We start from the raw sequence: 25,514 nt of genomic DNA on the forward strand, positions 1-25,514 counted from the left end.
ACCGGTCGGCGAACGCCCGGTGTGAAGACGTGTGACCACGAGCATTTCGTGCAACCTCCCGACCGGGCCAACGCGGTCGGGGCCCGTACTGCGACGGGAGGCGGATCCGGAGTGGGACGAACGCGCGTGACACTGGCCGACGTGGCGGCGGCGAGCGGGGTGTCGGTCACCACCGCCTCGCTCGTCCTGACCGGCAGAGCACGGGAGCTGCGCATCTCCGAGGCCGCCGAGCGCAGGGTGCGCTCCACGGCGCAGGAGCTGGGCTACCGGCGCGGCAGCACCCTCGCGGCGGGCCAGCGCACCGGCCGGTCGCAGACGATCGGCTTCGTGTCCGACGCGGTGGCCTCCTCCGGCCTCGCGGGCGACATGGTGCGCGGTGCCGCGGACGCGGCTTATCAGAACGGTTTCATGCTCTTCGTCGGCGAGTCCGGCGGTGACCCGGTGGTGGAGCGGTCGCTGGTCGAGGCGATGCGAGACCGGCGTGCGGACGGCGTCATCTTCGCCGCCATGCACACCAGGGCCATCGTGGTGCCCGACAGCGTGCACGACGGCCCCGCCGTGCTGCTCAACGCCACGGCGTGGACCAGGACGCGGGCGCCGTCGGTGGTGCCCGACGAGCTGCAGGCCGGTCGCTCGGCCGCGCTGGTGCTGGTCGAGGCCGGGCACGACCGGGGCGTGCACCTGATCGGCGCCGGACCCGGTGCCTACGACGTGCCGCCGAACAGCATCGCGGCGGTGGAACGGCTCCTCGGGTTGCGCGACGTGTTCACCGCGGCCGGGGTCGAGGTGGCCGGCGCCCACCGCTGTCCGAAGTGGACACCGGAGTACGGCTACGAGGCCACCCGCGCCCTGCTGCGCAGGCACTGCCCGAAGGCGCTGGTGTGCTTCAACGACCGGCTGGCGTTCGGCGCCTACCAGGCGCTCGCCGAGGCCGGGCTCTCGGTGCCCGGCGACGTCTCGGTGATCGGCTTCGACGACCACCCGGTCGCCTCGTGGATGCGGCCCCGGCTGACCACGGTCGCGCTGCCGCACCACGAGCTCGGCGCGAAGGCGGTCGCGGTGCTGGTGGACGTGGTGGAACGGCGGGGTCGCGACGCCCGCGCGCCGATGGTCCACCGGGTGCCGATGCCGGTGCGCGAGGGGGGATCGGTGGCCGCTCCGCGTCGTTGACGGAGGACTCGACGGTCGATGTGTGCGTTAACAGTGCTTGGCTCGATCGAATGAAATTCGACGGCTTCTCGTGGGTGAAGCTAAAGGTTAACGCTCACAACTTTAGCTTTGACCGGCTGTGACGGCCTGGTTACATTGGCCGGAGTCGGACCCCTGCCGCGGACCGCTCGTCAGCGACGACGCAGGGAGACCACGGGCCTGCCACCCCGGTCTCCCGGGAAGGCCCACCCATGCCGAGCCCGCTCACCGCCCTGTGCGCAGCCGCGCTCGCCGTCCTGCTGGCGGCACCGCCTGCGGCAGTCGAGGAGTCCACGTCGCCCGGTCAGTCCACTGTGGACGTCGCGGCGGACCCGGTGCGGGTCATGCCGCTCGGTGACTCCATCACCCAGGGCGGTTCGATCGGCGGCTACCGGCTCGACCTGGGGGCGAAGCTGCGGGCCGACGGGCGGTCCGTCGACTTCGTCGGGTCACTGGCCGACGGCCCGTCCTCGATGCCCGACCGCAACCACGAGGGCCACCCCGGCTGGACCATCGCGCAGGTCGACGCGAACGTCGTGAACTGGCTGCGCACCTACACACCGCGCACGGTTCTGCTGCACATCGGCACCAACGACATGTACGGCAGCGATCCGGGCGGTGCGCCGCGGCGGCTGTCCGCGCTGGTCGACAAGATCATCGCGCAGGCGCCGAACGCGGAGGTGTTCGTCTCGACGATCATCCCGATCCGGTTCGCCGACGCCACCGTGCGCGGCTACAACGCGGCGATCGTGCCGTTGCTGCGCGCGAAGGCGGCGGCGGGCAAGCGGGTGCACGTCGTGGACATGTACCCGTCGGTCCCGATCTCGGACCTGCCCGACGGCATCCACCCGAACGCCGCCGGCTACGCCAAGATGGCGGCCACCTGGTTCACCGCGCTGCGCTCGGTGCCGGGCAGCGTCGGCGACCCGCAGCAACCGCAGCCCGGCGGATCGTGCACGGCCACCGCCCAGGTCACCGGCACCTGGAACGGCGGCTTCCAGGCCGAGGTGACCGTCGCCAACCCCACCGCCACCGCGCTGACCGGGTGGACCGTCCGGTTCACGCTCCCCGGCGGCCACACCATCTCCCAGCTCTGGGGCGGTACCGCCAGCGGCGTGGTGAACGTCACCAACGCCCCCTACAACGGCGCGCTCGCCCCCGGCGCCACCACCACGTTCGGCTTCCTCGCCTCCGGGTCCGGTGCGCCCTCGGTCGGCACCGCCACCTGCGCGTGACCCGGCCGGTCCCTCCCTCCGACGTCGAAGGGTGATCATGTTCCTCGTACGACGACTGTTCTCCTCCCGCAGAGCCCGGCTCACCGCGCTCACCGCGGTGCCGCTGCTGGCGGTGACCGCGCTGACCGCGGTCGCGCTGCCGCCCGCCTCGGCCGCCCCCGGCTGCTCGGTCACCTACTCCGCACCGTCGCAGTGGGACGGCGGGTTCACCGCGAACGTCAGCGTCACCAACCTCGGTGACGCGGTCGACGGCTGGACGCTGACCTGGAGCTACGACGCGGGGCAGAAGGTGTCGCAGGCCTGGAACGCCCAGGTGACCCAGTCCGGCGCCGACGTCACCGCGCGCAACGTCGCCTACAACGCGCAGATCGGCACCGGCGGCAAGGTCGAGTTCGGGTTCAACGGGACCGCGTCCGGCACGAACTCCCCGAACCCCACCGCGTTCACCCTCAACGGCACGCTGTGCACCGGTGACGTCGGCCCCACGACCACCACGACGACGACGACCACCACGTCGGACAACCCGCCGGTCGGGAACCTGCCGTCGAGCTTCCGCTGGTCCTCCGGCGGTGCGCTGATCTCGCCGAAGCCGGACTCCGCGCACCCGAGGGTGTACTCGGTCAAGGACCCGAGCATCGTCTACCACAACGGCAAGTACCACGTGTTCGCGTCGGTCTACACGACCGGCTACAACATCATGTACACGAGCTTCGCGGACTTCTCGCAGGCGTCCTCGGCACCGCACTACTACCTGGACCGCACGGCTGTGGGCACCGGGTACAAGGCCGCGCCGCACGTGTTCTACTTCGCGCCCCAGCGCCTGTGGTACCTCGTGTACCAGACGGGCTCGAACGCGTCGTACTCCACGACCACGGACATCTCGAACCCGTCCTCGTGGTCGGCGCCGAAGAACTTCTACGCGGGCGGCATGCCGCAGATCATCCGCGACAACATCGGCAACGGCTACTGGGTCGACTTCTGGGTCGTCTGCGACACCGCCAAGTGCTACCTGTTCTCCTCCGACGACAACGGCCACCTGTACCGCTCGGAGACGACGCTCGCCCAGTACCCCAACGGGTTCACCAACACCGTGATCGCGATGCAGGACTCCAACCGCAACCGGTTGTTCGAGGCGTCCAACGTCTACAAGATCGCGGGCAAGAACCAGTACCTGCTGGTGCACGAGGCGATCGGCTCGGACGGCCGGCGCTGGTTCCGCACCTGGACCGCACCGGCGATCACCGGCCCGTGGACCCCGCTGGCCGCGGAGGAGTCGAACCCGTTCGCCCGCGCGAACAACGTGACGTTCCCCGGTGGGCAGTGGACGCGTGACATCAGCCACGGCGAGATGATCCGCTCCGGTGTGGACCAGACGATGGAGATCAGCCCGTGCCAGCTGAAGTTCCTCTACCAGGGCATGGACCCCAACGCGGGTGGTGACTACAACCAGCTGCCCTGGAAGCTCGGCCTGCTGACGCAGACCAACTCGACCTGCTGACCGCCCCCCAGCCGGACGCCGCCGGACACCCGCCCCGGCGGCGTCCTCCCACTGCCGCAGAACCGCCCCACACCCTCCCTGTCCGAGAGAAGGCAACGATGCCCACCCGGTCGAGAAGACTGGCGCACCTCGCCGCCGCCCTGCTGACCGCGGTCGCCGCCGTCACGGCGAGCCAGGTCACCGCGTCCCCCGTCGTCGCCGCGCCCGGCAGCCCGGCGCTCACCCCGCCGCTGGGCTGGAACAGCTGGAACAGCTTCGGCTGCGGCATCACCGAGGGCCAGGTCCGCCAGGCCGCGGACGCGATGGTGTCCTCCGGCATGCGCGACGCCGGCTACCAGTACGTGGTCGTGGACGACTGCTGGTTCGACCCGCAACGCGACTCCGCGGGCAACCTGCGGGCGCACCCGTCGAAGTTCCCCAGCGGGATGAAGGCGCTGGGCGACTACATCCACTCGCGCGGCCTGAAGTTCGGCATCTACCAGGCGCCGAACGAGAAGACGTGCGCGCAGGGCGTCGGCACGCACCCCGGTTCGACCGGCAGCAAGGGCCACGAGGCCCAGGACGCCCGCTCGTTCGCGTCCTGGGGCGTGGACTACCTGAAGTACGACTGGTGCTCGGGCAGCGGCACCCGCGACGAGCAGATCGCCCGCTTCACGATCATGCGCGACGCGCTGCGCGCCACCGGCCGCCCGATCGTCTACAGCATCAACTCCAACAGCTTCCACGCCCCCACCGGTGACAAGTACAACTGGGGCGAGATCGCCGACCTCTGGCGCACGACCGAGGACCTGCTGGACATCTGGCAGAACGGCAACGTCAACAGCTACCCCATGGGAGTGGGCAACGTCCTCGACGTCACCGCCCCGCTGGCAGCGCAGGCCGGTCCCGGCCACTGGAACGACCCCGACATGCTGGTCGTCGGCCGGCCGGGTCTCACGCTGACCGAGTCCCGCGCGCACTTCGCGCTGTGGGCGTTGATGGCCGCTCCGCTGATGGCGGGCAACGACATCCGCACCATGTCCGCGGACGTGAGCGCGGTGCTGCGCAACACCAGGCTGATCGCGGTCAACCAGGACGCGCTGGGCGCCGGTGGCCGACGGGTGCGCGACGACGGCAACACCGAGGTGTTCGCCAAGCCGCTGTCGGACGGCTCGGTCGCCGTGGGCCTGTTCAACCGGGGCGGCGGCACCGCGACGGTGTCCACCACGGCCGCCCAGATCGGCTTGTCCGGCAGCAGCTTCACGCTGACCGACCTGTGGACCGGTGGCACGTCGTCGACCTCCGGCGCGATCTCCGCGTCCGTCCCGGCGCACGGCGTGGCCGCGTTCCGGGTGAGCGGCGGCAGCCCGGTGCAGTCGACCACCGCACGACTGCGCGGTGCGGGCTCGAACCGGTGCCTCGACGTGGAGAACAGCTCGACCGCGGCGGGCGCGAACGCCACGATCCAGGACTGCGCCACCGCCGCCAGCCAGCAGTGGACCAGCTGGGCGGGCGGTGAGGTGCGGGTGTTCGGCGACAAGTGCCTCGACGCCTACAACCAGGGCACCGCCAACGGCACGCGGGTCATCATCTGGCAGTGCAACGGCCAGGCCAACCAGCGCTGGACCGCGGAGGCCGACGGGTCGCTGCGCAACACCCAGGCCGGTCTGTGCCTGGACGTCGAACGGGCGGCGACCGCGAACGGCTCCCGGCTCGTGCTGTGGACCTGCAACGGCCAGTCGAACCAGAAGTGGAGCCGGTCATGAGGCGCGCACCGTACGCGGCCGCACTCGCCGCGGTCACCCTGGTGGCGGGCGGGCTCGCCGCGAGCACCGCGGCCCAGGCCGCACCCGGCTGTTCGGTGACCTACACCAAGACCTCCGAGTGGCAGGGCGGCTTCGGCGCGTCCGTGGCGATCACCAACACCGGTGACGCGATCAACGGCTGGACCCTCGAATGGACCTACGCCTCCGGTCAGCAGGTCGGGCAGCACTGGAACGCCGTGATCACGCAGAGCGGCGACCAGGTGAGTGCCCGCAACGCGTCGTACAACGGCTCCGTCCCCACCGGCGGCAAGGTGGACTTCGGCTTCAACGCGACGACGAGCTCGGCCAACCAGGACCCGGTGTCGTTCCGCCTCAACGGCACGACGTGCAACGACACCGGCACGACCACGACCACCACGACGACCACCACGACGACCACGACGACCACGCCCCGGCCGTCGTCGTTCACCAACCCGGTGCTGTGGCAGGACTTCGCGGACATCGACATCATCCGCGTGGACGACGCGTACTACTACTCGGCCTCCACGATGCACTACTCGCCGGGCGCGCCCGTGCTGCGCTCCTACGACCTGGTGAACTGGGAGTTCGCCGGCCACTCCGTGCCCAGGCTGGACTTCGGCAACAAGTACGACATGAACGGCGGCCGCGGCTACGTGCGGGGCATCTGGGCGTCGTTCCTGCAGCACCGCAAGAGCAACAAGACGTTCTACTGGGGCGGGTGCATCGACTTCGCCCAGACCCACATCTACACGGCCACCGCGGTCGACGGGCAGTGGACCAAGCACGCCACCATTCCGAAGTGCTACTACGACGCGGGCATGCTCGTGGACGACAACGACACGATGTACGTCGCCTACGGCAACACCACGATCAGCGTCGCGCAGCTCTCGGCGGACGGGAAGTCCGAGGTCCGCTCGCAGCAGGTGTTCCAGACGCCGTCGAACATCGGCACGCTGGAGGGCGCCCGCTTCTACAAGCGCGGCGGCAACTACTACATCTGGCTGACCAGGCCCGCGAACGGCCAGTACGTGCTCAAGGCCTCCAACCCGTGGGGCCCCTACACCGTCCAGCAGGTGCTGCTGAACATGCCGACCCCGATCCAGGGCGGCGGCGTGCCGCACCAGGGCGGCATGGTGCAGACGCAGAACGGTGACTGGTACTACATGGCCTTCGTGGACGCCTACCCCGGCGGCCGGGTGCCGGTGCTCGCCCCGATCACCTGGACCTCCGACGGCTGGCCGCGCATCACCACCGTCAACGGCGGCTGGGGCGTGAACTACCCGATGCCGAACCTGCCGGCACCACCGCGCCAGGTGAAACCGATGATCGGCGTGGACACGTTCCAGGGCACGAAGCTCGGCCCGCAGTGGGAGTGGAACCACAACCCCGACACCACGAAGTACAGCGTCGACAACGGCCTGCGGCTGTCCACCGCGACCGTCACCAACGACCTGTACAGCGCCCGCAACACCCTCACCCACCGCGTGCAGGGCCCGACCTCCACGGCCACCGTGGCGTTGGACGTGAGCGCGATGCGCGACGGCGACCGCAGCGGCCTGGCGATGCTGCGCGACTCCTCGGCGTGGATCGGCGTCAAGCGCGACGGCGGCCGCAACCGGGTGGTGATGGTCAACGGCCTGACCATGGACAGCAACTGGAACACCACCGGCACCGGCACGGAGGTCGCAAGCGCGGCGTTGTCCGGGACCCGGATCTGGTTGCGCGCCAACGCCGACATCAGACCCGGCAGCGGCAGGCAGGCCCGGTTCTCCTACAGCACCGACGGGGTGAACTTCACCTCGCTGGGCAGCGGGTTCACGTTGAAGAACGAGTGGCAGTTCTTCATGGGCTACCGGTTCGGCATCTTCAACCACGCGACCCAGGCACTGGGCGGCTCAGTGGCCGTGTCCCGCTTCGAACTCACGACCCCCTGACCCTCTGCTTCCCCGGCGTCTGCAAGTACTACCAACTCAACATCAACCAGTACTTTTCTACTACCAACACGGTCGTGCCGGGTTCACGGCGTGGCGCGGAGCCTCGTGGGTGGCGACCGAGTTGGGTGTGGTCAGAGGCGGTTCGATCATGAGTTGGTGGTACTTGCAGATGCGGGAAAGGCAGGGGAGTCAGGGGAGTTTTTCGAAGAAGAACTCGTGTTTGAGGAAAGAGACGTCGTACTCGCCGCCTGGATGGGGCGGCAGCAGCTGCGCGGCCTGGAACAACCGCCAGCCGTCGCGCAACGCGGCCACCCCGTCCGGGTACGGCGGCTCGTCCGAGTCGCCGGTCGTCGGCTGCGTCGCACCGGTGCCGTCGTAGCGCGACCACCCGACGACGTGCGAGTCGAGCGCGGACGACGCCAGGTACAGCACCAGCACCTGCTGCCGCGCGCTCATGCCCGCCCCCGCTGCGCCGGGCGGTTCGTGACGCGGGTGACCCAGTGCTCGACGTCGAACTCCGGGTCGCCGGTCAGCGCACGCCACAACCGCACCCGCTGGTAGACCTCCAGGCGGGCGGTGGCCATCTCGTACCAGGGGAAGTACCGCCCCAGCTCCTCGCCGACAGCGGGGTCGTCCAGGTCGGCGGTGTCCCACAGCCGGACCTGCGGCACGGTCGGGTTGAACCGGATCTTGAACATGTACCGGCGCACGGCGCTGTCGTTGCGGCGGCCGCCGTGCCAGATGCCGTGGTGCAGCAGTAGCACGGTGCCGGCGGGGCAGGTCAGGCGGGTCTGGCCGCGCAGGTTCTGGTAGCGGCCGGTGTCGCTCTCGTTGGTGCGGCGCAGGTGGCTGCCGGGCACGACGAGCGTGCCGCCCATGTCCGGCGTCACCTCCTGCGGGTAGTACATGAGCTGCACGTCGAACGCGTCCGGGCGGACGTCGATGATCGCGTCACCGTGCAGCGCCTGGGCGTGCCCCTCGTGCGGCTCGCGGACGTGCACCGCGTGGTGGTCGACGGTCGGCGACGGCCCGACGAGCGAGCGCAGCGCACCCGCGACGACGGGCAGGTCCACGAGCTGCCGCGGCCACGATCCGGTGTAGGCGTCGGCGAGCGGGGTGCCGTGGGGGACCGGGGGCACACCGGACGGGAGCCGGTCCAGCGCGAGCCGGTTCAGCTCCGGCGGCACGACCGCGTCCAGCCGCAGGTAGCCCTGGGCGGCGAACCGGGCCAGCTGCACCGAGGTGAGCAGTGGAGGTGTTGGCATGCAACGGAACCTAGGCCGCCCCCGGAGCATGAGGCGTGGGTTGAAATCACCCACTGCTGGTAGGTTTTCACCTCGTGCGTCAGGTCGTGCTGCCCCTGGGTGAGGCGCCGGTGATGGCCGACGCCGGGGTGGGCGTGCACGGCGTCATGGCGCCAACCGACGTCTTCCGGCTGCCGGACCTGTGGCAGCTGCACCTGTACGGCTACGAGGGCGTGCTCGAGGTCGGTGGCACGCGGCACCGCATCGCACCCGGCCACGCGAGCCTCGTCCCGCCGGACACCGAGGTGCGCTTCCACTACCGCGGCCGGTCCGAGCACCTCTACGCCCACCTGCGCCTGCCGGACAGCCCCGAACGCCGCACCGCGCCGGTGATGCAGGACCCCGGTCCGAACAGGACACCGATCACCCGCCTGCTGCGCGGTGCGCTGGCGGCGGCCCCGGCACGGGCCACCGCGCACCTGTGGACCGTGCTGTGGCAGCTGACCGACGCCGCCCCGCCGGAGCGCCCCGACCCGTTCGCGGTGGCCGTGGCGCACGTGGAGGCCCACCTCGCGGGGACGTTGTCCGTGGCCGGGATCGCGCGGGTGGCCGGGGTGTCGCACAACCACCTCACGCGCTTGTTCCGCGCCCGCACCGGCCAGACCGTCGTTGCCTACGTGCGCCGGCGGCGTGCGGAACGGGCCCGGCACCTGCTCACCGAGTCGACCCTGTCGGTCACCGCCGTCGCCGCGGCGGTCGGCATCCCGGACCTCCAGGCGTTCAACAAGGTGTGCCGCCGTGAGCTCGGTGCGGCACCGACGAGGCTGCGCCGCGTCAGCACGGGCGGCGGCTGATCCGGTCGAGCTCCGCGGGGAAGTCGTCCGGGGACCGCGCGTGCGACGACGCCTGCGCGGTCCGCTCGCTCAGTCCACCGTGGACAGCCGGTAGACCGTCTCCTGGTGGTACACCTCGCCCGGCCGCAGCACGGTGCTGGGGAAGTCCGGCCGGTTCGGCGAGTCGGGGAAGTGCTGGGCCTCCAGCGCGAACCCGGCGCCGCGGTGGTAGGGCCGGCCGCCGGTGCCGACCAGCTCCGCGGTGAGGAAGTTGCCCGAGTAGAACTGCACGCCCGGCTCGGTGGTCCACATGGTCAGCCGCCGCCCGGACACCGGGTCGTCGGCCTGCGCGGCCAGGGCCGGCGGGTTGCCCGGCGCCCAGTCGTCGAGCACCCAGTTGTGGTCGTAGCCCCCGCCGAGGACGAGCTGCGGGTCGGGGCCGTCGACGCGGGCACCGATCGGCGTCGCCTCGCGGAAGTCGAACGGCGTCCCCTCGACCGGCACCGGGTCGCCCTGCGGGATCAGCGTGTCGTCGACCGGGCAGAACCGGCTCGCGTTGAGCCGCAGCGCGTGCCCGTACACGTCGCCGTTGCCCTCACCGGCCAGGTTCCAGTAGGTGTGGTTGGTCAGGTTCAGCACGGTGGGCGCGTTCGCGGTGGCCCCGTAGGTGATGGAGAGCCGGTTGTCGCGGCTCAGCCGGTACGTGACCTCGGCGGACACCGTCGCCGGGAAGCCCTGGTCGCCCGCCGGGCTCACCAGCTCGAGCCGCAGTCCCACGCTGTCCGGTTCGTGCAGCTCGGTCGCGGACCACACCCTGGTGTCGAAGCCCGCCGGACCGCCGTGCAGCGTGTTCGGGCCGTTGTTGACGGGCAGGTGGTAGGTCGTGCCGTCGAGCGTGAACCTCCCGCCCGCGATCCGGTTCGCGTACCGGCCGACCAGCGCGCCCAGGAACACCCTGGACGCGCCCGGCCGGTTGTTCGCGGCGTACTCGTCGAGCGAGGAGAACCCGAGCACGACGTTGCCGGGGACACCCCGCCGGTCCGGTGCCTCCACCGACTGGACCACGCCACCGAGGTCGAGCACCCGCACGGTCAGGCCACCCGGCCAGGCCAGGACGTACCGGTGCACGTCGGCGTCACCGAGCCGGCCGAACAGCTCACGGCCGAGCCCGGGCTCCCGCTGCGACATCGAACTCCTCTGGATCAGTTGAACAGGGCCCGGCAGTGCTGCTGCCGGATCCGCTGTGGTGCGACGCTCTCCGGGGTCGGCACGACCGGCTTGGTCGTGCCGACCCCGTCGAAGGTCATCTTGTCGGTCGTCGCCTCCCGGCGCACGCCGTCCCCGCCGGGGAGCGCCCGGTGCCCTTGGCCCCGAGGAGGGTCAGGCGCGGCCGCGGCGCTTGGTCCACACGTCGTAGGCGACCGCCAGGAGCAGGACCAGGCCCTTCACGAGCATCACGCGCTCGCTGGGCGAGCCGATCAGCGACATGCCGTTGTTGATCACGCCCATGATCAGGCCGCCGGTGATGGCGCCGACCACCTTGCCGACACCGCCCTGCACCGCCGCGCCGCCGATGAACGCCGCCGCGATGGCGTCGAGCTCGAAGGACGCGCCCGCGGTCGGGCCCGCCTGGTTGAGCCGGCCCGCGAAGATCACACCGGCGAGCGCGGCCAGCGCGCCCATGTTGACGAACACCCAGAACGTGACGGCTTTGACCTTCACACCGGACAGCGTGGCGGCCTGCAGGTTGCCGCCGATCGAGTAGATGTGCCGTCCGAACACCGAGTTGCCGGCCATCAGCGAGTAGCCGAGCGTGAGCGCCGCGAGCAGCACCAGCACCCACGGCAGGTTGCGGAACCGGGCGAGCTGCACGACGACGGCCATCACGACGACGCCCACGCCCACGATCTTCAGCACGAACACCGGCATCGGGTCGACGGTCTGGCCGTACCCGAGGCGGGCGGACCGCTTGCGCCACTGCGACAACGCGAACCCGGCCACGCAGGCGAGCCCGGCGAGCAGGCTCACGAGGTCGGCGCCGCCCAGCGGGCCGAGGCCGATGTTGCCGAGGTAGCCGCCGGTGAACCCGTTGGACAGCGCCCGGATCTCGTCGGGGAACGGGCCGATGCCCTGGTTGCCCAGCGTGGACATGGTGAGCGCGCGGAACACGAGCATGCCCGCCAGCGTCACGATGAACGCGGGGATGCCGAAGTAGGCGATCCAGTAGCCCTGCGCCGCACCGATGAGCGCGCCGGCGAGCAGCGTCACCAGCACCGCGACCGGCCACGGCAGTCCCCACTGGACGGTCAGCACCGCGCAGATCGCTCCGGTCAGCGCCACCGTGGAGCCGACCGAGAGGTCGATGTGCCCACCGATGATCACCAGGATCATGCCGATCGCGAGGATCAGCACGTAGGAGTTCTGCACGATGATGTTCGAGATGTTCTGCGGCTGCAGCAGGTCGCCGCCGGTCAGCACGGTGAACAGCACGACGATCAACGCGAACGCGACGTAGATGCCCGACTGCCGCAGGTTGATCGAGAACCGCCGGGGCTGTGCTGCGGGCGCGGTGGCCGGAGCGGGCGCGGTCTTCGTGGTCATGAACCTTGTCCTCGCGTCATGTATTGCATCAGGCGTTCCTGCGTGGCCTCTTCGCGGCTCACCTCGCCGGTGATGCGGCCCTCCGACAGCGCGTACACGCGGTCGCACAGGCCGAGCAGCTCCGGCAGCTCCGAGGAGATCACCAGCACCGCGCGGCCCTGCGCTGCCAGGTCGTTGATGATCGAGTAGATCTCGTACTTGGCGCCGACGTCGATGCCGCGCGTCGGTTCGTCCAGGATCAGCACGTCCGGGTCGGTGAACATCCACTTCGCCAGCACGACCTTCTGCTGGTTGCCGCCCGACAGCGTGCCGGTCGGCGTCGACACCGACGCGGTCCGGATGCCCATCGACCGCCGGAACCGCTCGGCGACCGAGTTCTCCTCGTTCTCGTTCACCCAGCCGCGGCGCGCGAGCTTGCCCAGCGCGGCGGCGGAGACGTTGCGCTGCACGTTGTCGATCAGGTTGAGCCCGTAGCGCTTGCGGTCCTCGCTCACGTACGCGAGCCCGTGGTCGATCGCGGCGCGCACGGTGCGCGTGTCGATCTCCCGGCCTTCCTTGACCACGCGCCCGGAGATGCCCACGCCGTAGGAACGGCCGAACACGCTCATGGCGAGCTCCGTGCGACCGGCGCCCATCAGGCCGGCGAGACCGACGATCTCCCCGCGCCGCAACGACAGGGTGGCCCTGTCGACGACCACCCGGTCCGGCTGGGCGGGGCTGTGCACCGTCCAGTCCTCGATGCGCAGCACCTCCTCGCCGATGTCCGGCGTGCGCGGCGGGAACCGGTGCTCCAGGTCGCGCCCGACCATGCCCGCGATGATCCGGTCCTCGCTGAGGCCCTTCGCCGGCAACGTCTCGATCGTCTTCCCGTCGCGCAGCACGGTGACCGTGTCGGCGACCCTGGTGACCTCGCCCAGCTTGTGGGAGATGATCACCGAGGTGATGCCCTCGTCCCGCAGGCCGTCGAGCAGGTCGAGCAGGTGCTGCGAGTCGTCGTCGTTGAGCGCGGCGGTCGGCTCGTCCAGGATCAGGAGCTTGACCTCCTTCGACAGCGCCTTGGCGATCTCGACGAGCTGCTGCTTGCCGACACCGAGGTCGTCGACCCTGGTGGTCGGGTTCTCCCGCAGCCCCACCCGGTCGAGCAGCACCTGGGCCTCGTGGTTGGTGCGGTTCCAGTCGATGAGCCCGCGCCGCGCCCTCTCGTTGCCCAGGAACAGGTTCTCGGCAACGGAGAGCTGACCGCACAGCGCCAGCTCCTGGTGGATGATCACGATGCCGCGGCGCTCGCTGTCGCGCACCCCGTCGAACGCGCACGGCTCGCCCTCGAAGAGGATCTCCCCGTCGTACGTGCCGTGCGGGTGCACCCCGGACAGCACCTTCATCAGCGTGGACTTGCCCGCGCCGTTCTCCCCGCAGATCGCGTGGATCTCACCGCGCCGCACGGTCAGCGAGACCTCGTGCAGCGCGGTGACACCCGCGAACCTCTTGGTGATGCCGCGCATCACCAGGACGTCGTCGTTCACCGGGACCTACTTGAGCTGGTCGGCGGTGTAGTAGCCGGACTCGACCAGTTCCTTCTGGTAGTTCGCCTTGTCCACCGGGACCGGCTGGAGCAGGAACGCCGGCACGACCTTGACGCCGTTGTTGTAGTCCGTGGTGTTGTTGACCTCCGGCTTGCCGCCCTTGAGCAGCGAGTCGGCCATCTTCGCGGCCACGTCGGTGAGCTGGCGCAGGTCCTTGAAGATCGTGGAGTACTGCTCGCCCTTGATGATCGACTTCACCGAGGCGACCTGGGCGTCCTGCCCGGTCACGATCGGCAGCGCCTGGCCGCCGGTGCCGTAGCCGTTGCTGCCGAGCGCGGAGATGATGCCGATCGAGATGCCGTCGAAGGGCGACAGCACGCCGTCGACCTTGGCGCTGCCGTAGGTCGAGGTGAGCAGGTCCTCCATGCGCCGCTGCGCGGTGGCCGCGTCCCAGCGCAGGATCGCGACGGTGTTGAAGTCCTTCTGGCCCGACTTCACGACGAGCTTGCCCTGGTCGATCAGCGGCTGGAGGACGGACATCGCGCCGTTGAAGAAGAACGTCGCGTTGTTGTCGTCGGACGACCCGGCGAACAGCTCGATGTTGAACGGCCCCTCGCCCCTGGTCTTCAGCCCGGCCAGCAGCGAGTTCGCCTGCTGCACGCCGACCTTGTAGTTGTCGAACGTCGCGTAGTAGTCGACGTTCGGGGTGTTGAGCAGGAGCCGGTCGTAGGAGATGACCGGGATCTTCGCGTCGGCGGCCTGCTGCAGCTGCGAGCTGAGCGACTTGCCGTCGATCGACGCGATGATCAGCAGCTTGGCCTTCTGGGTGATCTGGTTCTCGATCTGGTTGGCCTGCGTGGGGATGCTGTCCTCGGCGTACTGCAGGTCGACCTTGTACCCCTTGGCCTCCAGCGACTTCTTGAGGCTGTCGCCGTCGCGGACCCACCGCTCCGACGACCGGGTGGGCATCGTGATGCCGACGAGTGCGCCTTCCCCCGAGCCGGTCTGCTGATCGACTGTCTTCTCCGTTGAACCGCAGGCCGCGAGGGAGACGGCGAGTGCGGTGGTGACCGCGATCCGGACAAGCCTCATTGGTTCTCCTCGATGTCACCGACAGGCAACAGTGCTGTAGGCGGCGAGTGTTATCGCTAACAATGGGCCAGTCAAGTGACAGGTTGATAACCGCAGGTAGTGGCTGTTAGCGCTCACAGGACGGTTGTCCGGGTATCTCGATTGGTGGTCCACGCCGTCCCTCCGGCACGAAAGCGCGCCCACCACCGCGGTTGCGGTAGCGGGCGCGCTTCGTCCTGCCGGTCGACCGGGCCGGCCCCCTCGGGGGTCAGCCGGTCTTGCAGCCCTTGCCGTTGATCGTGAAGGCCGCCGGGTCGGCTCCACCGCCGGAGGCGTTGAACCCGATGTAGACCGACTTGCCCGGTTCGACCCGGTTGTTCCACGACATGTTCGTCGCGGCCACGTCCTTGCCGGTCTGGGTCCAGTTCGCCGACCAGCCGGCGGTGACCTTCTGGTCGCCGGGGAACGCGAACCCGAGCTTCCACTCCGTCCACGCGGTGGTGCCGGTGTTCTTCAGCGCCACCTGCGCGGACAGGCCGCCCTGCCACTTGTTCGCGGTGTAGGTGACCTCGCAGTCCGAGACGGGGACCGGCGGCTTGCCGGACTTCTCGGCCGCCCAGCCGGACACCCAGGCCAGCGCCGAGTTCCAGTTCACCGCGACCTCGTTGACCGAGTAGGCGCCGATGTCGTCGACCCAGCACTTCTGCTGCGGGCACCCGGTGAGCAGGCGCTGGACGATCGGGTCCTGCAAGCCGCTGTTCGGGCCGCCGGACAGGGAGCCCGGCGGTGCGATCGGCAGGGTCGGGTCGTTCTGCTTGGCCCAGAAGCGGTGGTGCACGTTCTGCACGGCCTGGTCGCCGTAGCCCGCCACGTACGAGGTGCTCAGCGGGTTGCGGCCGAGGAGGTAGTGCAGGGCCTCGAAGACGCCGTCGCGGTACTTGTCCGCTCCGGTGAAGTCGTGGGCCAGCGCGATCACCTGGGCGTTGTTCAGCACTGCGGAGTTCGAGCCCCAGACGTAGCCGTCGACGCTGTTGTCGTACGGCGTCGCGTAGCCCATCTGGGCCATGGCGGCCAGGTGCTGGTCGGCCACGGTGGCGAACGCCGACTTGATCGCCGCGACGTCCGCGGCGGGCAGGCCGGTGGGCACCAGGGCGAGGGTGATGTCGCCCAGGGGCGCCGTGCCGCCCCAGAAGAAGCCGGCCCTGGTCAGGCTGGCGCCCTTGTAGTGCGTGGAGCCGGTCACGTCGGTGCGGTAGGCGGCCTCGCCGGTCGTCGCGTACAGCTCGGCAGCGGCCCAGTAGAACTCGTCGGTCAGGGTGCTGTCGCTGTAGGCGCCGCCGCCGGTGCCGTCGTTCGGGTCCGCGATCTTGTTCGGGTTGGCCTTCGCCGCCGTGTACGCCTTGCGGGCCGCGGTGAGCAGCTTCGCCGAGTACGTGGCGTCGATCGACTTCCAGAGGCGGGACGCCTGCGCCGCCACGGCCGCCAGGTTCAGCGTCGCCGCCGTGCTGGTCGCCGACAGCCTGCGCGGCTGGTCGTCGAGCTCGGGGCGGGTCGGCAGGGCCGTCCAGTTGGCGTCGTGGACCTTGTGGTGCGCCATGCCGTCCGGTGCCTGCATCTTCAGCAGGAAGTCGACCTCCCAGCGGGCCTCGTCGAGCAGGTCGGGCACGCCGTTGGACTTCTCCGGGATGGCGAGCGTGCCGTCGCGGAACGCCGAGGCGTCACCGATGCGGGACGCGCGCTCGTAGGAGTTGAGCAGCTGCCAGACCGAGATGCCGCCGTTGACCACGTACTTGCCGTGGTCGCCCGCGTCGTACCAGCCGCCGCGCACGTCGAGCGTGTAGCCGCAGGCGAGGTCCGCGCGGCACGGCACGTTGTTGTCGCCCTGGTTCGGCGCGACGTTCACGTGACCGGCCGGGCGCGCGTACTGCTCGCCCACGTACTGCGCGTCGATCGGCGTGCCGCTGCGCTGGTGGTAGAAGAACGCCAGCGAGTCGTAGCGCAGCCGCTTCACCGCGTCGGCCGAGATGTCGAACGGGAAGCTGGCGTCCGACCCGACCACCAGCGTGTACCCGGTGCCCGCCGTGTCGTACGACGAGAAGTCGATCTGGTGCACCGAGTCGCCGGACGTCACGTCCGCACCCTTGGGCACGGTCTGGCCGGTGGCCACGGCCGCACCCGCGGAGTTCTTCAGCGTCCACGTCTGCGGCGTGGTCGCGGTGGACACGAGCGTCGCCCGCTTCGGCAGGCCCGGCACGTAGCCGACCTGGTCGACCTGCACCTTCCTGGTCGGGTTGGGGTTGACGCCACCGGGCGGCTTCACGCCGCCGACGAGCGACACGTTGTCGACGCAGACGGTGTTGTCGGCCGCTTGGCCGCCCAGTTGGAAGGCGACCTGGCCGTTGCCCGCGTCCGGGAAGTCCAGGCTGGACGTGAACGTGAAGCTGAACCGCTGCTTCGTCGGCGTCACCGCGAACTCCTGCCGGGCGATGCCCCGGTACGGGCTCACGGCCTCACCGGCCGCCGCGGCCACCGTCTGCGCGGTGGTGGCGTGCGCGTCGAACGACAGGGTGTACGGCTGGTCGGCCTCGAACGGCACACCGTTCTGGCCGACCAGCGCGTCCCAGGGGTTCGTGGTGCCACCGGTGACCGCGGCGCACAGCTCGCCGCCGGTCACCCGGTTCGTCACACCGGCGCTGCTCCACCACGGGTCGGCGGAACCGCTGTCGAACTTCCCGTTGAGCACGCGCTCGTACTCCGCAGCCTCGGCGGTGCCCGCTGCCGGCAGCGCGGTCGCGGTGAGCGCCGTGAGCAGGGCGGCAACGAACAGGCGTGGGGGTTGCGATCTCATCTCGTGAGGTTCTCCGTCCTCGTCGACGGGGCTTCTGGGAGCGCTCCCAGGAGACCGTAGGGTGGTCCCGTCGTCATCGGCAAGCCCCGTTCAGCCCTGACCTGGCGGCGTCACCCGGACGGCCGCTCCTGCTCCACCTGCAGCAACCGGGCTGCGTCAGCCGAACGTCCACTGCTGGTTGGCGCCGCCGTGGCAGGTCCACAGGACGACCCTGGTGCCGTTGGCGGTCGCGGCGCCGTTGACGTCCAGGCAGAGTCCGGAACCACCGGTGATCGTGCCGTTGGCGTTGACCGTCCAGCGCTGGTTCGCACTGCCGTCACAGGTCGCGGTCACCACCGCCGTGCCCGCCGCCGACTGGTTGTTCTGCGGTGCCGCGCAGCGGAGCGTCGATCCGCTGTAGACGGTGAGCTGGCCGGACGCGGTGCGCGTCCACGTCTGGTTCGCCCCCGCGTGGCAGTCCCAGATCTGCACCGCCGCACCGACGGCGGTGCTCGCACCGTTGACGTCGAGGCACCGGCCGGCGGCCAGCGCGCGCACCGGTCCGGTGGAACCGCCGCCACCGCCGGTGCCGTACCCGGCCGCGATGATGTTGGCCTGCACGGCGTTCTCGGTCGTGTCGGAGGGGTATCCGGCCACCATGGCGCCCTCGTAGAACGTGCCGGCGCTGAGGTTCGCGCCGCCGTCGGGCTTGCAGCAGTCACCACCGCTGCCGAGGATGATGGCGCCCTGCTTCTTCATCGGGCTGTAGCCCGGTGGCAGCGAGCCGTCCCACAACGTCGTCATGGTGCCGTTCTGCGCGTTGCCGCCCTTGAGCGCGAACCGCGTGGTGCCGTTGTTCTTGAGCATGGCGGTGACGAACCTGGTGGGGAACGCCCGCTGGTTCGGGTTCCACGACTGGCTGCCGCCGGGGAAGAGGCCCCACTCGAGGTCGGCCTGCACCCACGGACCGGTGCCCTGGCAGCCGCCGAACCAGCACTGCGTGCTGAAGTTGATGGCGTCCATCGCCCCGGCCGCGTCGGCCTTGCGGGTGGTCTCGCTGTTGCCGTAGTCGAAGCAGCAGCCGCCGTTGACGTGCGTGCCGCTGGTGACCATGTACATGCCCTCCGGCGCGCTGCCGGTGGGGACGCCGGTCAGGTGGCCATCGCGCCAGTAGCTGTTGCCGGGGTTGATGTAGAGCGAGTAGGCCTTGTCGCCGCCGACGGTCAGCGCCTCGGACGTCGCGACGGCCGGCCTGCTCTGCGGCGAGCCGGGCACGACGCCGGACCCCTGGTACCACAGGTCGTTGCCGCGGCCGGACTGGTCGTAGACCACCGTGACCACGCACGTGGTGCCCGCGCAGAACGCGTCCTGCGTGGCCGCGTTCGCGTTGCCGCCCGCGGTCAGCACGGCGATGTCGCGCGTCGTGCTGTCCGACGAACGCCGGACCTGGTAGAGGTTTCCGCCGTAGGAGCCGTAAAGCGCTCGCACCGTGCTGTGCGCGGCGATGCAGGGCGTGCCACCGGACGCGTAGATGTCGCACGTCCCGGTGGCCGCTGCCGCCACCGGTGCCGGTGCCGCCGCGGGAGTTGACGCCGCTGAGCCGACCGGGAGGACGGCCAGCGCGAGGGACAGGCCCAGTGCCGCGTGCAGAACGCGCCTCGGGCTGGTTCGGGTCGTTGTCATGAGCCGCTCCACTGCGTTGTGGGGGATCGGAGACCGGCGGGGACCGTCACCGGCCCCAGAGCCGCCAGGTCTGGTTGAGCTGGCTGTTCTGGTTCACGGCCTTGCACGTCCACTGGATGGTCCGGGCGCCCGCCGCGGTCGAGACGCCGTTCACGTCCACGCACTTGCCGCTGGCACGCGCCACGAGCTGGTGGTCGTGCGGGTCGTTGCCGCTGTAGGTGACCCTGCGCACCGTGAACTGCTGGGCGGTCGACCCCGGCGCGCAGGTCTGCTGCACGACCGGGGCACCGTCCGCGGCCGAGGAGACGTCCAGGCACTTGCCCGACTGCTGGTTGGCGACGGTGAAGGTGTCGGCCACGCCCGCGACCGGCGTGAAGTTCCACAGCTGCTGGTCACCGCCCTCGCAGGGGAACTGCTGCTGCTGGTTGCCGTCGGCGGTGCTCAGGTTCGTGTTGTCCAGGCACTGCTGGGAGTGCTGCGCCGCGGCCACGGTCTGGAACCCGGCCGAGCCGGGCGGCAGCAGCGTGATCGTGGACGTCTCGTTGACGTCGTTGTGCGGCACGGTGACCGTGACGGCGTTGCCGGACAACGACACCACGGAGTTCTGCACGGTGACCGGACCTTGCACCGCACCGCCGTTGTTGTGCGGGATGCGCTGCACGAGAACGCGGACCTGGTTGTTCTGCACGATCCCGGTCGTGGTGTCCAGGCGCTGCAACGTGACCGCGACGTTGCCGGTCGTGCTGCCGCCGCCGATGAGGACCTTCGCGACACCGTTGGCCTTGGTGGCGAACGAGTCGTAGGACTGGCTCGGCGTGGTGGCGGTGCTCTGGCCGGTCTGCCCGGCGTAGAACCGGTAGACCCACCACTCGCCCTTGGGCTGGTGCTGCCCGGCCGCGTTGCGCACCAGCAGGTTGCCGAGGTCGTTGTGCAGGTTGCCCGCACTGGCCCAGTTGGCGCGCAGCCCGTCGGCACCGGCGCGTTCCAGCCGCGCGATGTACCACGCCCCGTCGCCGGGGTTCTGCTCGTTCGACGCGCCGTACTCGTTGATCTGGTACGGCCGCGGGTGCGGGATGCCCCGCGCGTCGAGCGTCGCGTTCGCCGTGGCGACGTTGGCGACCGGGTCGCCGGGCAGCGCGTGCCAGCTGAAGACGTCGGGCACGACGTTGTTGGCGCGCACGAAGTCCAGGTACTGCACCCACCAGCCGCCGGTGGACGGCACGCCCGCGTGGCTCGGCCCGACGATCAGGTGCGCGGGGAACGCCGCCCGGACGCGCTGGTACGTGCGGCGCCACAGCTCGAAGTACTGCGCCTGCGACCGGTTCCAGAACGTCGTGATGTTGGCTTCGTTCCACAGGTCCCACTGCACCGGCACGCCGGTCGCCCGGACGTCGTCGATCACGCGGGTGAGGAAGTTGTCGTAGTCGGTCCAGTTGCCGTTGTCGCCGGGGAAGCGTGAGATCGGGTAGCCGTCCGCGCCCCACAGGTCGTGGGGCAGCAGCACGAACTCACCGCCCAGTGCGCGTGTCCGCAACAACTGCGCCCTGGTGGCGTTCCAGCGGCGCTCGTACTTGCCCGAAACCCAGCCGCCAGGGCTGTCGAGCTGCGCACCACCTGCGCGCATGTACCGGAACTTGACGTCGCGGAAGAAGTGGTCGGCGGGCCCCGCGGCGTTCTCCGTCATGCCGTAGATCCAGCCGGAGGCGCGCTGGGCGGGGGTGCCGGTGGTCGTGGCGAAGTCGACGCTGATGGCCTCGTTCGCAGCCTGGGCAGGGGTGGTGAACGCGAAGGCTGACACGAGTACCGCCAAGAGGGCTGTGCGGGTTCGTCGGTGAACCATGGGTGGGCTCCGTAACGGGTCAGGGGCGACGGAGACTCGAACCGGTTCGATCGAGGAGTGAAAGTACGCGCACAGCGGAGTTCCGGGCAAGAGGCTCGTGGGTCGAACCGGTTCGGCCGCAGCGCGGTGAGCCGCGCCGTTCGTCCCGCAGAGGCGCCCTGACCGGACCGCCCGTTCCGCGCGCCGACCGCAGGTCGAGGCTCAGCCGCTCCGGCGCGCCCCGGTGCTCGACCGCAGCGTGATCGACGGCGCCAGCAGCGCGTGCCGCGGCGTGGCCGCCGGGTCGGCGATCTGCTCCAGCAGCAGGTCGACCGCGAGCCGTGCCATCTGCCCCGCGGGCACGTCGGCGGCGGTCAGCGGCGGGTGGAAGTCCTCGGCGAGCCGGTCGGCGATCACGCCGGTGAGCGAGAAGTCGCGGGGCACGTCGAGGCGGGCCGCGTGCAACGCGCGCTGCACGCCGGGCAGTGCGGCCTCGTTGATCGTCACGGCCGCCGTCACCTCCGGCCAGTCCGCCCGGATCTGCTCGAAGCACGCCACGCCGGCGGCCGGGTCGTCGGAGCAGCACACGTCGTGGGCGGTCAGGCCACACTCCGCGGCGGTCCGCAGGAACGCGGCCGTCGCGCGCACCGCCGGGCCGTAGCCGGACGCGACCAGCTCGGCGGAGCGGTTGACCAGCACGATGTCGCGGTGCCCGAGGTCGGCGAGGTGCCGCACGCAGCGGCTGATCAGGCCGCCGTAGTCGACGTCGACCCACCAGGAGGCGGCCGGGTCCGCGACGTGGCCGATCGTCACGAACGGCAGGCCGGTGCTGGTCAGGCGCTCGACGCGCGGGTCGTGCAGCAGGATCTCCATCAAGATCACCCCGTCGACCCTGCGGCCGGTCACCACGCGGTCGAACGAGCGGTCGTGGTCGCCGCCGCTGGGGGAGAGCAGCACGTCGTGGTCGTGCGCGGCGGCCGCCTCGACGACGCTCGCGACGAAGCTCAGCTGCACGTCGGTCAGCCGGGTGCTCGCGGGCGGGATCACCAGGCCGAGCGTCCTGGTGCGGCCCTCGGCGAGGGCGCGGGCGCTGGCGTTGGGCCGGAAGCCGAGTTCGGCGATGACGTCGTTGATCCGCCGGACGGTCGCCGCGGACACCGGCCGCTTGCCGCTCAGCGCGTACGACACGGTGCTGCGGGAGACCCCGGCCCGCCGGGCGATCTCGCCGATGTTCATGCCGCTTCCCCTCGTCGAAGGAACCGATTCGACAGTCGACACTGTAGGCCACCGCCTCTTGCACGCGGTCAGCCGAGACGGCTACGTTGGCGCGGCTGCTCGAAAATCGAACCGGTTCGATGATTGCCGGCGACGGGGCCGGCAGGGAGGACCACCTCATGCGACGCGCAGCCCTGACCCTCCTCGCGGCCGGCCTGGCCGTGACCGCGTGCACCTCGGCGCCGAGCGCGGGCGCGCCGGACGTGTTCTCCGTCTGGGACCCCTACCCGCAGTTCACCGCCGGCTCCGAGTGGGCGCGCACCGTCGACCGGTGCGGTTCCGAGGCCGGCGTCGAGGTGCGGCGGCAGTCCTTCGACACCACCGACCTGACCGGCAAGGTGCTGCTCGCCGCACAGCAGCGCACGGCGCCGCACGTCCTGGTCGTCGACAACCCCGTGGTGTCGACGCTCGCCGAGGGCGGCGTGCTGCGGCCCAACTCCGAGGTCGGCCTCGACGCGTCCGCGGCGGCGCCCAACCTCGTGTCGGCCGGTGCGCTCGACGGGCAGACCTACGGCGTTCCCATCGGTGCCAACACTTTGGCGCTCTACTACAACAGGTCCGTGCTCGCCGCCGCCGGTGTCGACCCCGCGGCGATCACGGACTGGGCGGCCCTCACCACCGCGCTGGCCAAGGTGAAGGCGGCGGGCAAGAAGGGCATCACGTTCTCCGCGATCGGCACCGAGGAGGGCACCTTCCAGTTCCTGCCGTGGTTCTGGGGTTCGGGCGCCGCGCTCACCGACCTCGGCTCCACCCAGGCCGTCAGCGCGCTGACGCTGTGGAAGTCGTGGCTGGACCAGGGTTTCGCGCCCAACTCGGTCATCGGCAACACCCAGACCACCAGCTGGCAGGAGTTCGCCACCGGCGAGTACGCCTTCGCCGAGAACGGCACCTGGCAGCTGCAGAACGCGAAGAAGACCGGCTTCGAGTACGGCGTCATCGCGATCCCGGGTCGCACCGGCGGCACCGCGCCCGCGCCGACGGGAGGCGAGTTCGTGACCGTGCCCGTGCAGGACGACAAGGCCACCGAGACCAAGGCCGGGCAGATCGCCGCCTGCCTCACGAGCCCGGAACGCGTGCTCGCCGCCGACACCGCCCTGACCTACGTCTCCGCCGTGCGGTCGGTGCAGGAGCAGCAGGTGGCCGCCCTGCCCGAGCTGGCGGTGTGGGTGGCCGCGGTGAACGCCGCCAAGGGGCGCACCGGCGACAACCTCGGCACCCGCTACCCGCGCATCTCGCAACCGCTGTGGGGTGCGGTGCAGGCCGCGCTCACCGGCGCCAAGACACCGGAGGCCGCGTTGAAGGACGCCCAGGCCACCGCGGCCGCCGCGAAGTAGCCGTGCGCGCACGGCTCGCAGCCTGGGCGTTCGCGGCCCCGCTCAGCGCGTACCTGCTGATCTCCTACGCGTACCCCCTGTACACCACGGTGGAGCTGAGCCTGCGCGGCTACACCGTGCGGACGTTCGTCCGCGGTGGCGCGCCGTTCGTCGGGCTCGACAACTACGTGGCGGTGTTCGCCGACCCGGCGTTCCGCACGGCGGTGCTGAACACGGTGCTGTTCACGGTCGTGTCGCTGGGTTTCCAGTACACGATCGGCCTGGCGCTGGCGGTGTTCTTCGCCCGCGACTTCCCGCTGTCGACGACGTTGCGCGCGTTGTTCCTCGTGCCGTGGCTGCTGCCGCTGATCGTGTCGGCGTCGACCTGGGCGTGGCTGCTCAACAGCGAGTCGGGGCTGGTCAACGCGGCACTGGCGGCGGTCGGCCTCGACCCGGTCAACTGGCTGACCTCCCCGTCGTGGTCGCTGGTGTCGGTGACCATCGCCAACATCTGGATCGGCGTGCCGTTCAACCTCGTGGTGCTCTACAGCGGCCTGCGCACGATCCCGCCCGAGGTGCACGAAGCGTCCGCTTTGGACGGTGCGAGCGGCTGGCAGACGTTCCGGCACGTCACGTTCCCCATGCTGCGGCCGGTCTCCGCGATCACGCTGCTGCTCGGGCTGGTCTACACGCTCAAGGTGTTCGACCTGATCTGGGTCATGACCAGGGGCGGGCCGAGCGGCTCGTCGACGACGCTCGCGACCTGGTCCTACGAGCTCGGCTTCGGTGGCGCGCTGCCGCGGTTCGGTCCCAGCGCCGCCGTGGGGACCGTGCTGATCCTCGTCTCGCTGGTGGCCGGGCTCTGCTACGCGCGGGTGCAGGAGCGCGGATGAGGGCCCGGTCGTGGCGCACGTGGGCCGGTCTGGGGCTGACCGCGGTGATGCTGTTCCCGGTCTACTGGATGGTCGCGGTTTCCCTGACCCCGGCGGGGGAGATGCGGAAGTCGCCCCCGAGCCTGTTCCCGGCCTCACCCACGCTGGAGGGCTACCGGCGGGTGCTGCACGAACAGCTGCCGTACTTCGGCACCAGCCTGCTGGTCGCGCTGGGCACCGTCGTGCTCACCCTGCTGCTGGCCGCGCCGGCCGCGTACGCGCTGGCGAAGCTGTGGCCGGCCGGGCGGCGCGTGCTCGGGTTCGTGCTGCTGGTCGCGCAGATGATCCCCGGGATCATCATGGCGCTCGGCTTCTACGGGCTCTACGTGCGGCTGGGCATCACGAACACGGTGTGGGGCCTCGTCTTCGCCGACTCGACGGTGGCGGTGCCGTTCGCGGTGCTGGTCCTGACGTCGTTCATCGCGGTGGTGCCGGACGAGCTGCTGCAGGCCGCCCGCATCGACGGCGCGGGACCGTGGCGCACGTTCGTCTCGGTGGTGCTGCCCGCGAGCCGCAACGGCCTGGTGACCGCGGCGCTGTTCGCGTTCCTGTGGGCGTGGTCGGACTTCGTGTTCGCCGCGACCCTCGACTCCGGTGGCGCCTGGCAGCCGTTGACGCTCGGCATCTACCGCTACATCGGCAACAACAACCAGGAGTGGAACGCGATCATGGCCACCGCCGTGGTCGCGTCGGTGCCGGCCGCCGTGCTGCTCGTGCTGGCCCAGCGCTACGTGGCCGCCGGGGTCACCTCCGGCGCCGTGAAGGACTGAGT

At 70.6% G+C, this 25,514-nt stretch carries 19 protein-coding genes; 9 read left to right on the plus strand and 10 right to left on the minus strand.

All coding sequences use genetic code 11. From position 1 onward, the window contains the following. Window positions 1-126 precede the first annotated feature (126 nt). The 5 genes from ACZ7CF_RS22350 to ACZ7CF_RS22370 all read left to right on the plus strand — a co-directional run bounded on the left by ACZ7CF_RS22350 (window position 127) and on the right by ACZ7CF_RS22370 (window position 7,621). The gene (locus ACZ7CF_RS22350) at window positions 127-1,170 is read left to right on the plus strand and encodes a LacI family DNA-binding transcriptional regulator (protein WP_360389352.1); all 1,044 of its coding nucleotides are present in this window, start codon (window positions 127-129) and stop codon (window positions 1,168-1,170) included. A 230-nt stretch (window positions 1,171-1,400) separates the two neighbouring features. Continuing rightward, window positions 1,401-2,423, plus strand: a complete 1,023-nt coding sequence (locus ACZ7CF_RS22355) for a cellulose binding domain-containing protein (protein ID WP_470370463.1) — start codon at window positions 1,401-1,403, stop codon at window positions 2,421-2,423. A gap of 37 nt (window positions 2,424-2,460) precedes the next feature. Beyond that, a complete protein-coding gene (locus ACZ7CF_RS22360; protein ID WP_470370464.1) occupies window positions 2,461-3,921 on the plus strand; it encodes a glycoside hydrolase family 62 protein in 1,461 nt (486 codons plus the stop codon). Between the two features lie 98 nt (window positions 3,922-4,019). After that, the gene (locus ACZ7CF_RS22365; RefSeq protein ID WP_458431836.1) at window positions 4,020-5,666 is read left to right on the plus strand and encodes a glycoside hydrolase family 27 protein; all 1,647 of its coding nucleotides are present in this window, start codon (window positions 4,020-4,022) and stop codon (window positions 5,664-5,666) included. Continuing rightward, entirely contained in the window at window positions 5,663-7,621 is a 1,959-nt protein-coding gene (locus ACZ7CF_RS22370; RefSeq protein WP_470370465.1) for a family 43 glycosylhydrolase, read from the plus strand. The genes ACZ7CF_RS22365 and ACZ7CF_RS22370 overlap by 4 nt, the downstream gene beginning before the upstream one ends. A 189-nt stretch (window positions 7,622-7,810) precedes the next feature. Here ACZ7CF_RS22370 and ACZ7CF_RS22375 read toward each other — a convergent pair whose 3' ends face one another. Continuing rightward, window positions 7,811-8,077, minus strand: coding sequence for a hypothetical protein (locus ACZ7CF_RS22375; RefSeq protein ID WP_470370466.1), 267 nt, complete (start codon window positions 8,075-8,077; stop codon window positions 7,811-7,813). Then, complete coding sequence (locus ACZ7CF_RS22380; RefSeq protein WP_470370467.1) at window positions 8,074-8,886, minus strand: phytanoyl-CoA dioxygenase family protein; 813 nt, start codon at window positions 8,884-8,886, stop codon at window positions 8,074-8,076. Before ACZ7CF_RS22380 ends, ACZ7CF_RS22375 begins: the two co-directional genes overlap by 4 nt. A 74-nt stretch (window positions 8,887-8,960) precedes the next feature. Between ACZ7CF_RS22380 and ACZ7CF_RS22385 the strand changes: the two genes are divergently transcribed. Further along, complete coding sequence (locus tag ACZ7CF_RS22385) at window positions 8,961-9,719, plus strand: helix-turn-helix domain-containing protein (protein ID WP_470370468.1); 759 nt, start codon at window positions 8,961-8,963, stop codon at window positions 9,717-9,719. Between the two features lie 69 nt (window positions 9,720-9,788). Here the strand turns inward: ACZ7CF_RS22385 and ACZ7CF_RS22390 are convergent, their stop codons facing one another. The 8 genes from ACZ7CF_RS22390 to ACZ7CF_RS22425 all read right to left on the minus strand — a co-directional run bounded on the left by ACZ7CF_RS22390 (window position 9,789) and on the right by ACZ7CF_RS22425 (window position 22,458). Beyond that, window positions 9,789-10,886: an aldose epimerase family protein gene (locus ACZ7CF_RS22390; RefSeq protein ID WP_360389338.1), complete on the minus strand. Its 1,098-nt coding sequence runs from the start codon at window positions 10,884-10,886 to the stop codon at window positions 9,789-9,791. Window positions 10,887-11,078: 192 nt separating this feature from the next. Continuing rightward, window positions 11,079-12,299, minus strand: a complete 1,221-nt coding sequence (mmsB, locus tag ACZ7CF_RS22395) for a multiple monosaccharide ABC transporter permease (protein ID WP_360389336.1) — start codon at window positions 12,297-12,299, stop codon at window positions 11,079-11,081. After that, entirely contained in the window at window positions 12,296-13,801 is a 1,506-nt protein-coding gene (gene mmsA, locus ACZ7CF_RS22400; RefSeq protein ID WP_360389857.1) for a multiple monosaccharide ABC transporter ATP-binding protein, read from the minus strand. The genes mmsB and mmsA overlap by 4 nt, the downstream gene beginning before the upstream one ends. Before the next feature lie 27 nt (window positions 13,802-13,828). Continuing rightward, on the minus strand, window positions 13,829-14,914 hold the full coding sequence (chvE, locus tag ACZ7CF_RS22405) for a multiple monosaccharide ABC transporter substrate-binding protein (protein ID WP_360389333.1): 1,086 nt from the start codon (window positions 14,912-14,914) through the stop codon (window positions 13,829-13,831). A gap of 247 nt (window positions 14,915-15,161) precedes the next feature. Beyond that, window positions 15,162-17,741 carry a glycoside hydrolase family 9 protein gene (locus ACZ7CF_RS22410; RefSeq protein ID WP_470370469.1) on the minus strand — a complete coding sequence of 860 codons (2,580 nt, stop codon included), beginning with the start codon at window positions 17,739-17,741 and terminating at the stop codon, window positions 15,162-15,164. A 156-nt stretch (window positions 17,742-17,897) separates the two neighbouring features. After that, window positions 17,898-19,403 carry an arabinofuranosidase catalytic domain-containing protein gene (locus ACZ7CF_RS22415; protein WP_470370470.1) on the minus strand — a complete coding sequence of 502 codons (1,506 nt, stop codon included), beginning with the start codon at window positions 19,401-19,403 and terminating at the stop codon, window positions 17,898-17,900. Between the two features lie 46 nt (window positions 19,404-19,449). Further along, complete coding sequence (locus ACZ7CF_RS22420; protein ID WP_470370471.1) at window positions 19,450-21,201, minus strand: RICIN domain-containing protein; 1,752 nt, start codon at window positions 21,199-21,201, stop codon at window positions 19,450-19,452. Between the two features lie 243 nt (window positions 21,202-21,444). Beyond that, entirely contained in the window at window positions 21,445-22,458 is a 1,014-nt protein-coding gene (locus ACZ7CF_RS22425) for a LacI family DNA-binding transcriptional regulator (protein ID WP_470370472.1), read from the minus strand. A 158-nt stretch (window positions 22,459-22,616) separates the two neighbouring features. Between ACZ7CF_RS22425 and ACZ7CF_RS22430 the strand changes: the two genes are divergently transcribed. From ACZ7CF_RS22430 to ACZ7CF_RS22440, 3 genes are read left to right on the plus strand one after another with little or no spacing between them, the layout of a single operon-like run. Beyond that, window positions 22,617-23,831: a sugar ABC transporter substrate-binding protein gene (locus ACZ7CF_RS22430; RefSeq protein WP_458431845.1), complete on the plus strand. Its 1,215-nt coding sequence runs from the start codon at window positions 22,617-22,619 to the stop codon at window positions 23,829-23,831. Between the two features lie 2 nt (window positions 23,832-23,833). After that, a complete protein-coding gene (locus tag ACZ7CF_RS22435) occupies window positions 23,834-24,703 on the plus strand; it encodes a carbohydrate ABC transporter permease (protein WP_470370473.1) in 870 nt (289 codons plus the stop codon). After that, entirely contained in the window at window positions 24,700-25,512 is an 813-nt protein-coding gene (locus ACZ7CF_RS22440) for a carbohydrate ABC transporter permease (protein WP_470370474.1), read from the plus strand. The genes ACZ7CF_RS22435 and ACZ7CF_RS22440 overlap by 4 nt, the downstream gene beginning before the upstream one ends. Window positions 25,513-25,514: the final 2 nt, after the last annotated feature.

The organism is Lentzea sp. NPDC036955, from assembly GCF_055608005.1.

Coding starts and splice junctions, on each gene's coding strand:
- ACZ7CF_RS22355 (WP_470370463.1), top strand. CDS start 1,401: ATGCCGAGCCCGCTCACCGCCCTGTGCGCAGCCGCGCTCGCCGTCCTG.
- ACZ7CF_RS22360 (WP_470370464.1), top strand. CDS start 2,461: ATGTTCCTCGTACGACGACTGTTCTCCTCCCGCAGAGCCCGGCTCACC.
- ACZ7CF_RS22365 (WP_458431836.1), top strand. CDS start 4,020: ATGCCCACCCGGTCGAGAAGACTGGCGCACCTCGCCGCCGCCCTGCTG.
- ACZ7CF_RS22370 (WP_470370465.1), top strand. CDS start 5,663: ATGAGGCGCGCACCGTACGCGGCCGCACTCGCCGCGGTCACCCTGGTG.
- ACZ7CF_RS22375 (WP_470370466.1), bottom strand. CDS start 8,077: ATGAGCGCGCGGCAGCAGGTGCTGGTGCTGTACCTGGCGTCGTCCGCG.
- ACZ7CF_RS22380 (WP_470370467.1), bottom strand. CDS start 8,886: ATGCCAACACCTCCACTGCTCACCTCGGTGCAGCTGGCCCGGTTCGCC.
- ACZ7CF_RS22390 (WP_360389338.1), bottom strand. CDS start 10,886: ATGTCGCAGCGGGAGCCCGGGCTCGGCCGTGAGCTGTTCGGCCGGCTC.
- mmsB (WP_360389336.1), bottom strand. CDS start 12,299: ATGACCACGAAGACCGCGCCCGCTCCGGCCACCGCGCCCGCAGCACAG.
- mmsA (WP_360389857.1), bottom strand. CDS start 13,801: ATGCGCGGCATCACCAAGAGGTTCGCGGGTGTCACCGCGCTGCACGAG.
- chvE (WP_360389333.1), bottom strand. CDS start 14,914: ATGAGGCTTGTCCGGATCGCGGTCACCACCGCACTCGCCGTCTCCCTC.
- ACZ7CF_RS22410 (WP_470370469.1), bottom strand. CDS start 17,741: ATGAGATCGCAACCCCCACGCCTGTTCGTTGCCGCCCTGCTCACGGCG.
- ACZ7CF_RS22415 (WP_470370470.1), bottom strand. CDS start 19,403: ATGACAACGACCCGAACCAGCCCGAGGCGCGTTCTGCACGCGGCACTG.
- ACZ7CF_RS22425 (WP_470370472.1), bottom strand. CDS start 22,458: ATGAACATCGGCGAGATCGCCCGGCGGGCCGGGGTCTCCCGCAGCACC.
- ACZ7CF_RS22430 (WP_458431845.1), top strand. CDS start 22,617: ATGCGACGCGCAGCCCTGACCCTCCTCGCGGCCGGCCTGGCCGTGACC.
- ACZ7CF_RS22440 (WP_470370474.1), top strand. CDS start 24,700: ATGAGGGCCCGGTCGTGGCGCACGTGGGCCGGTCTGGGGCTGACCGCG.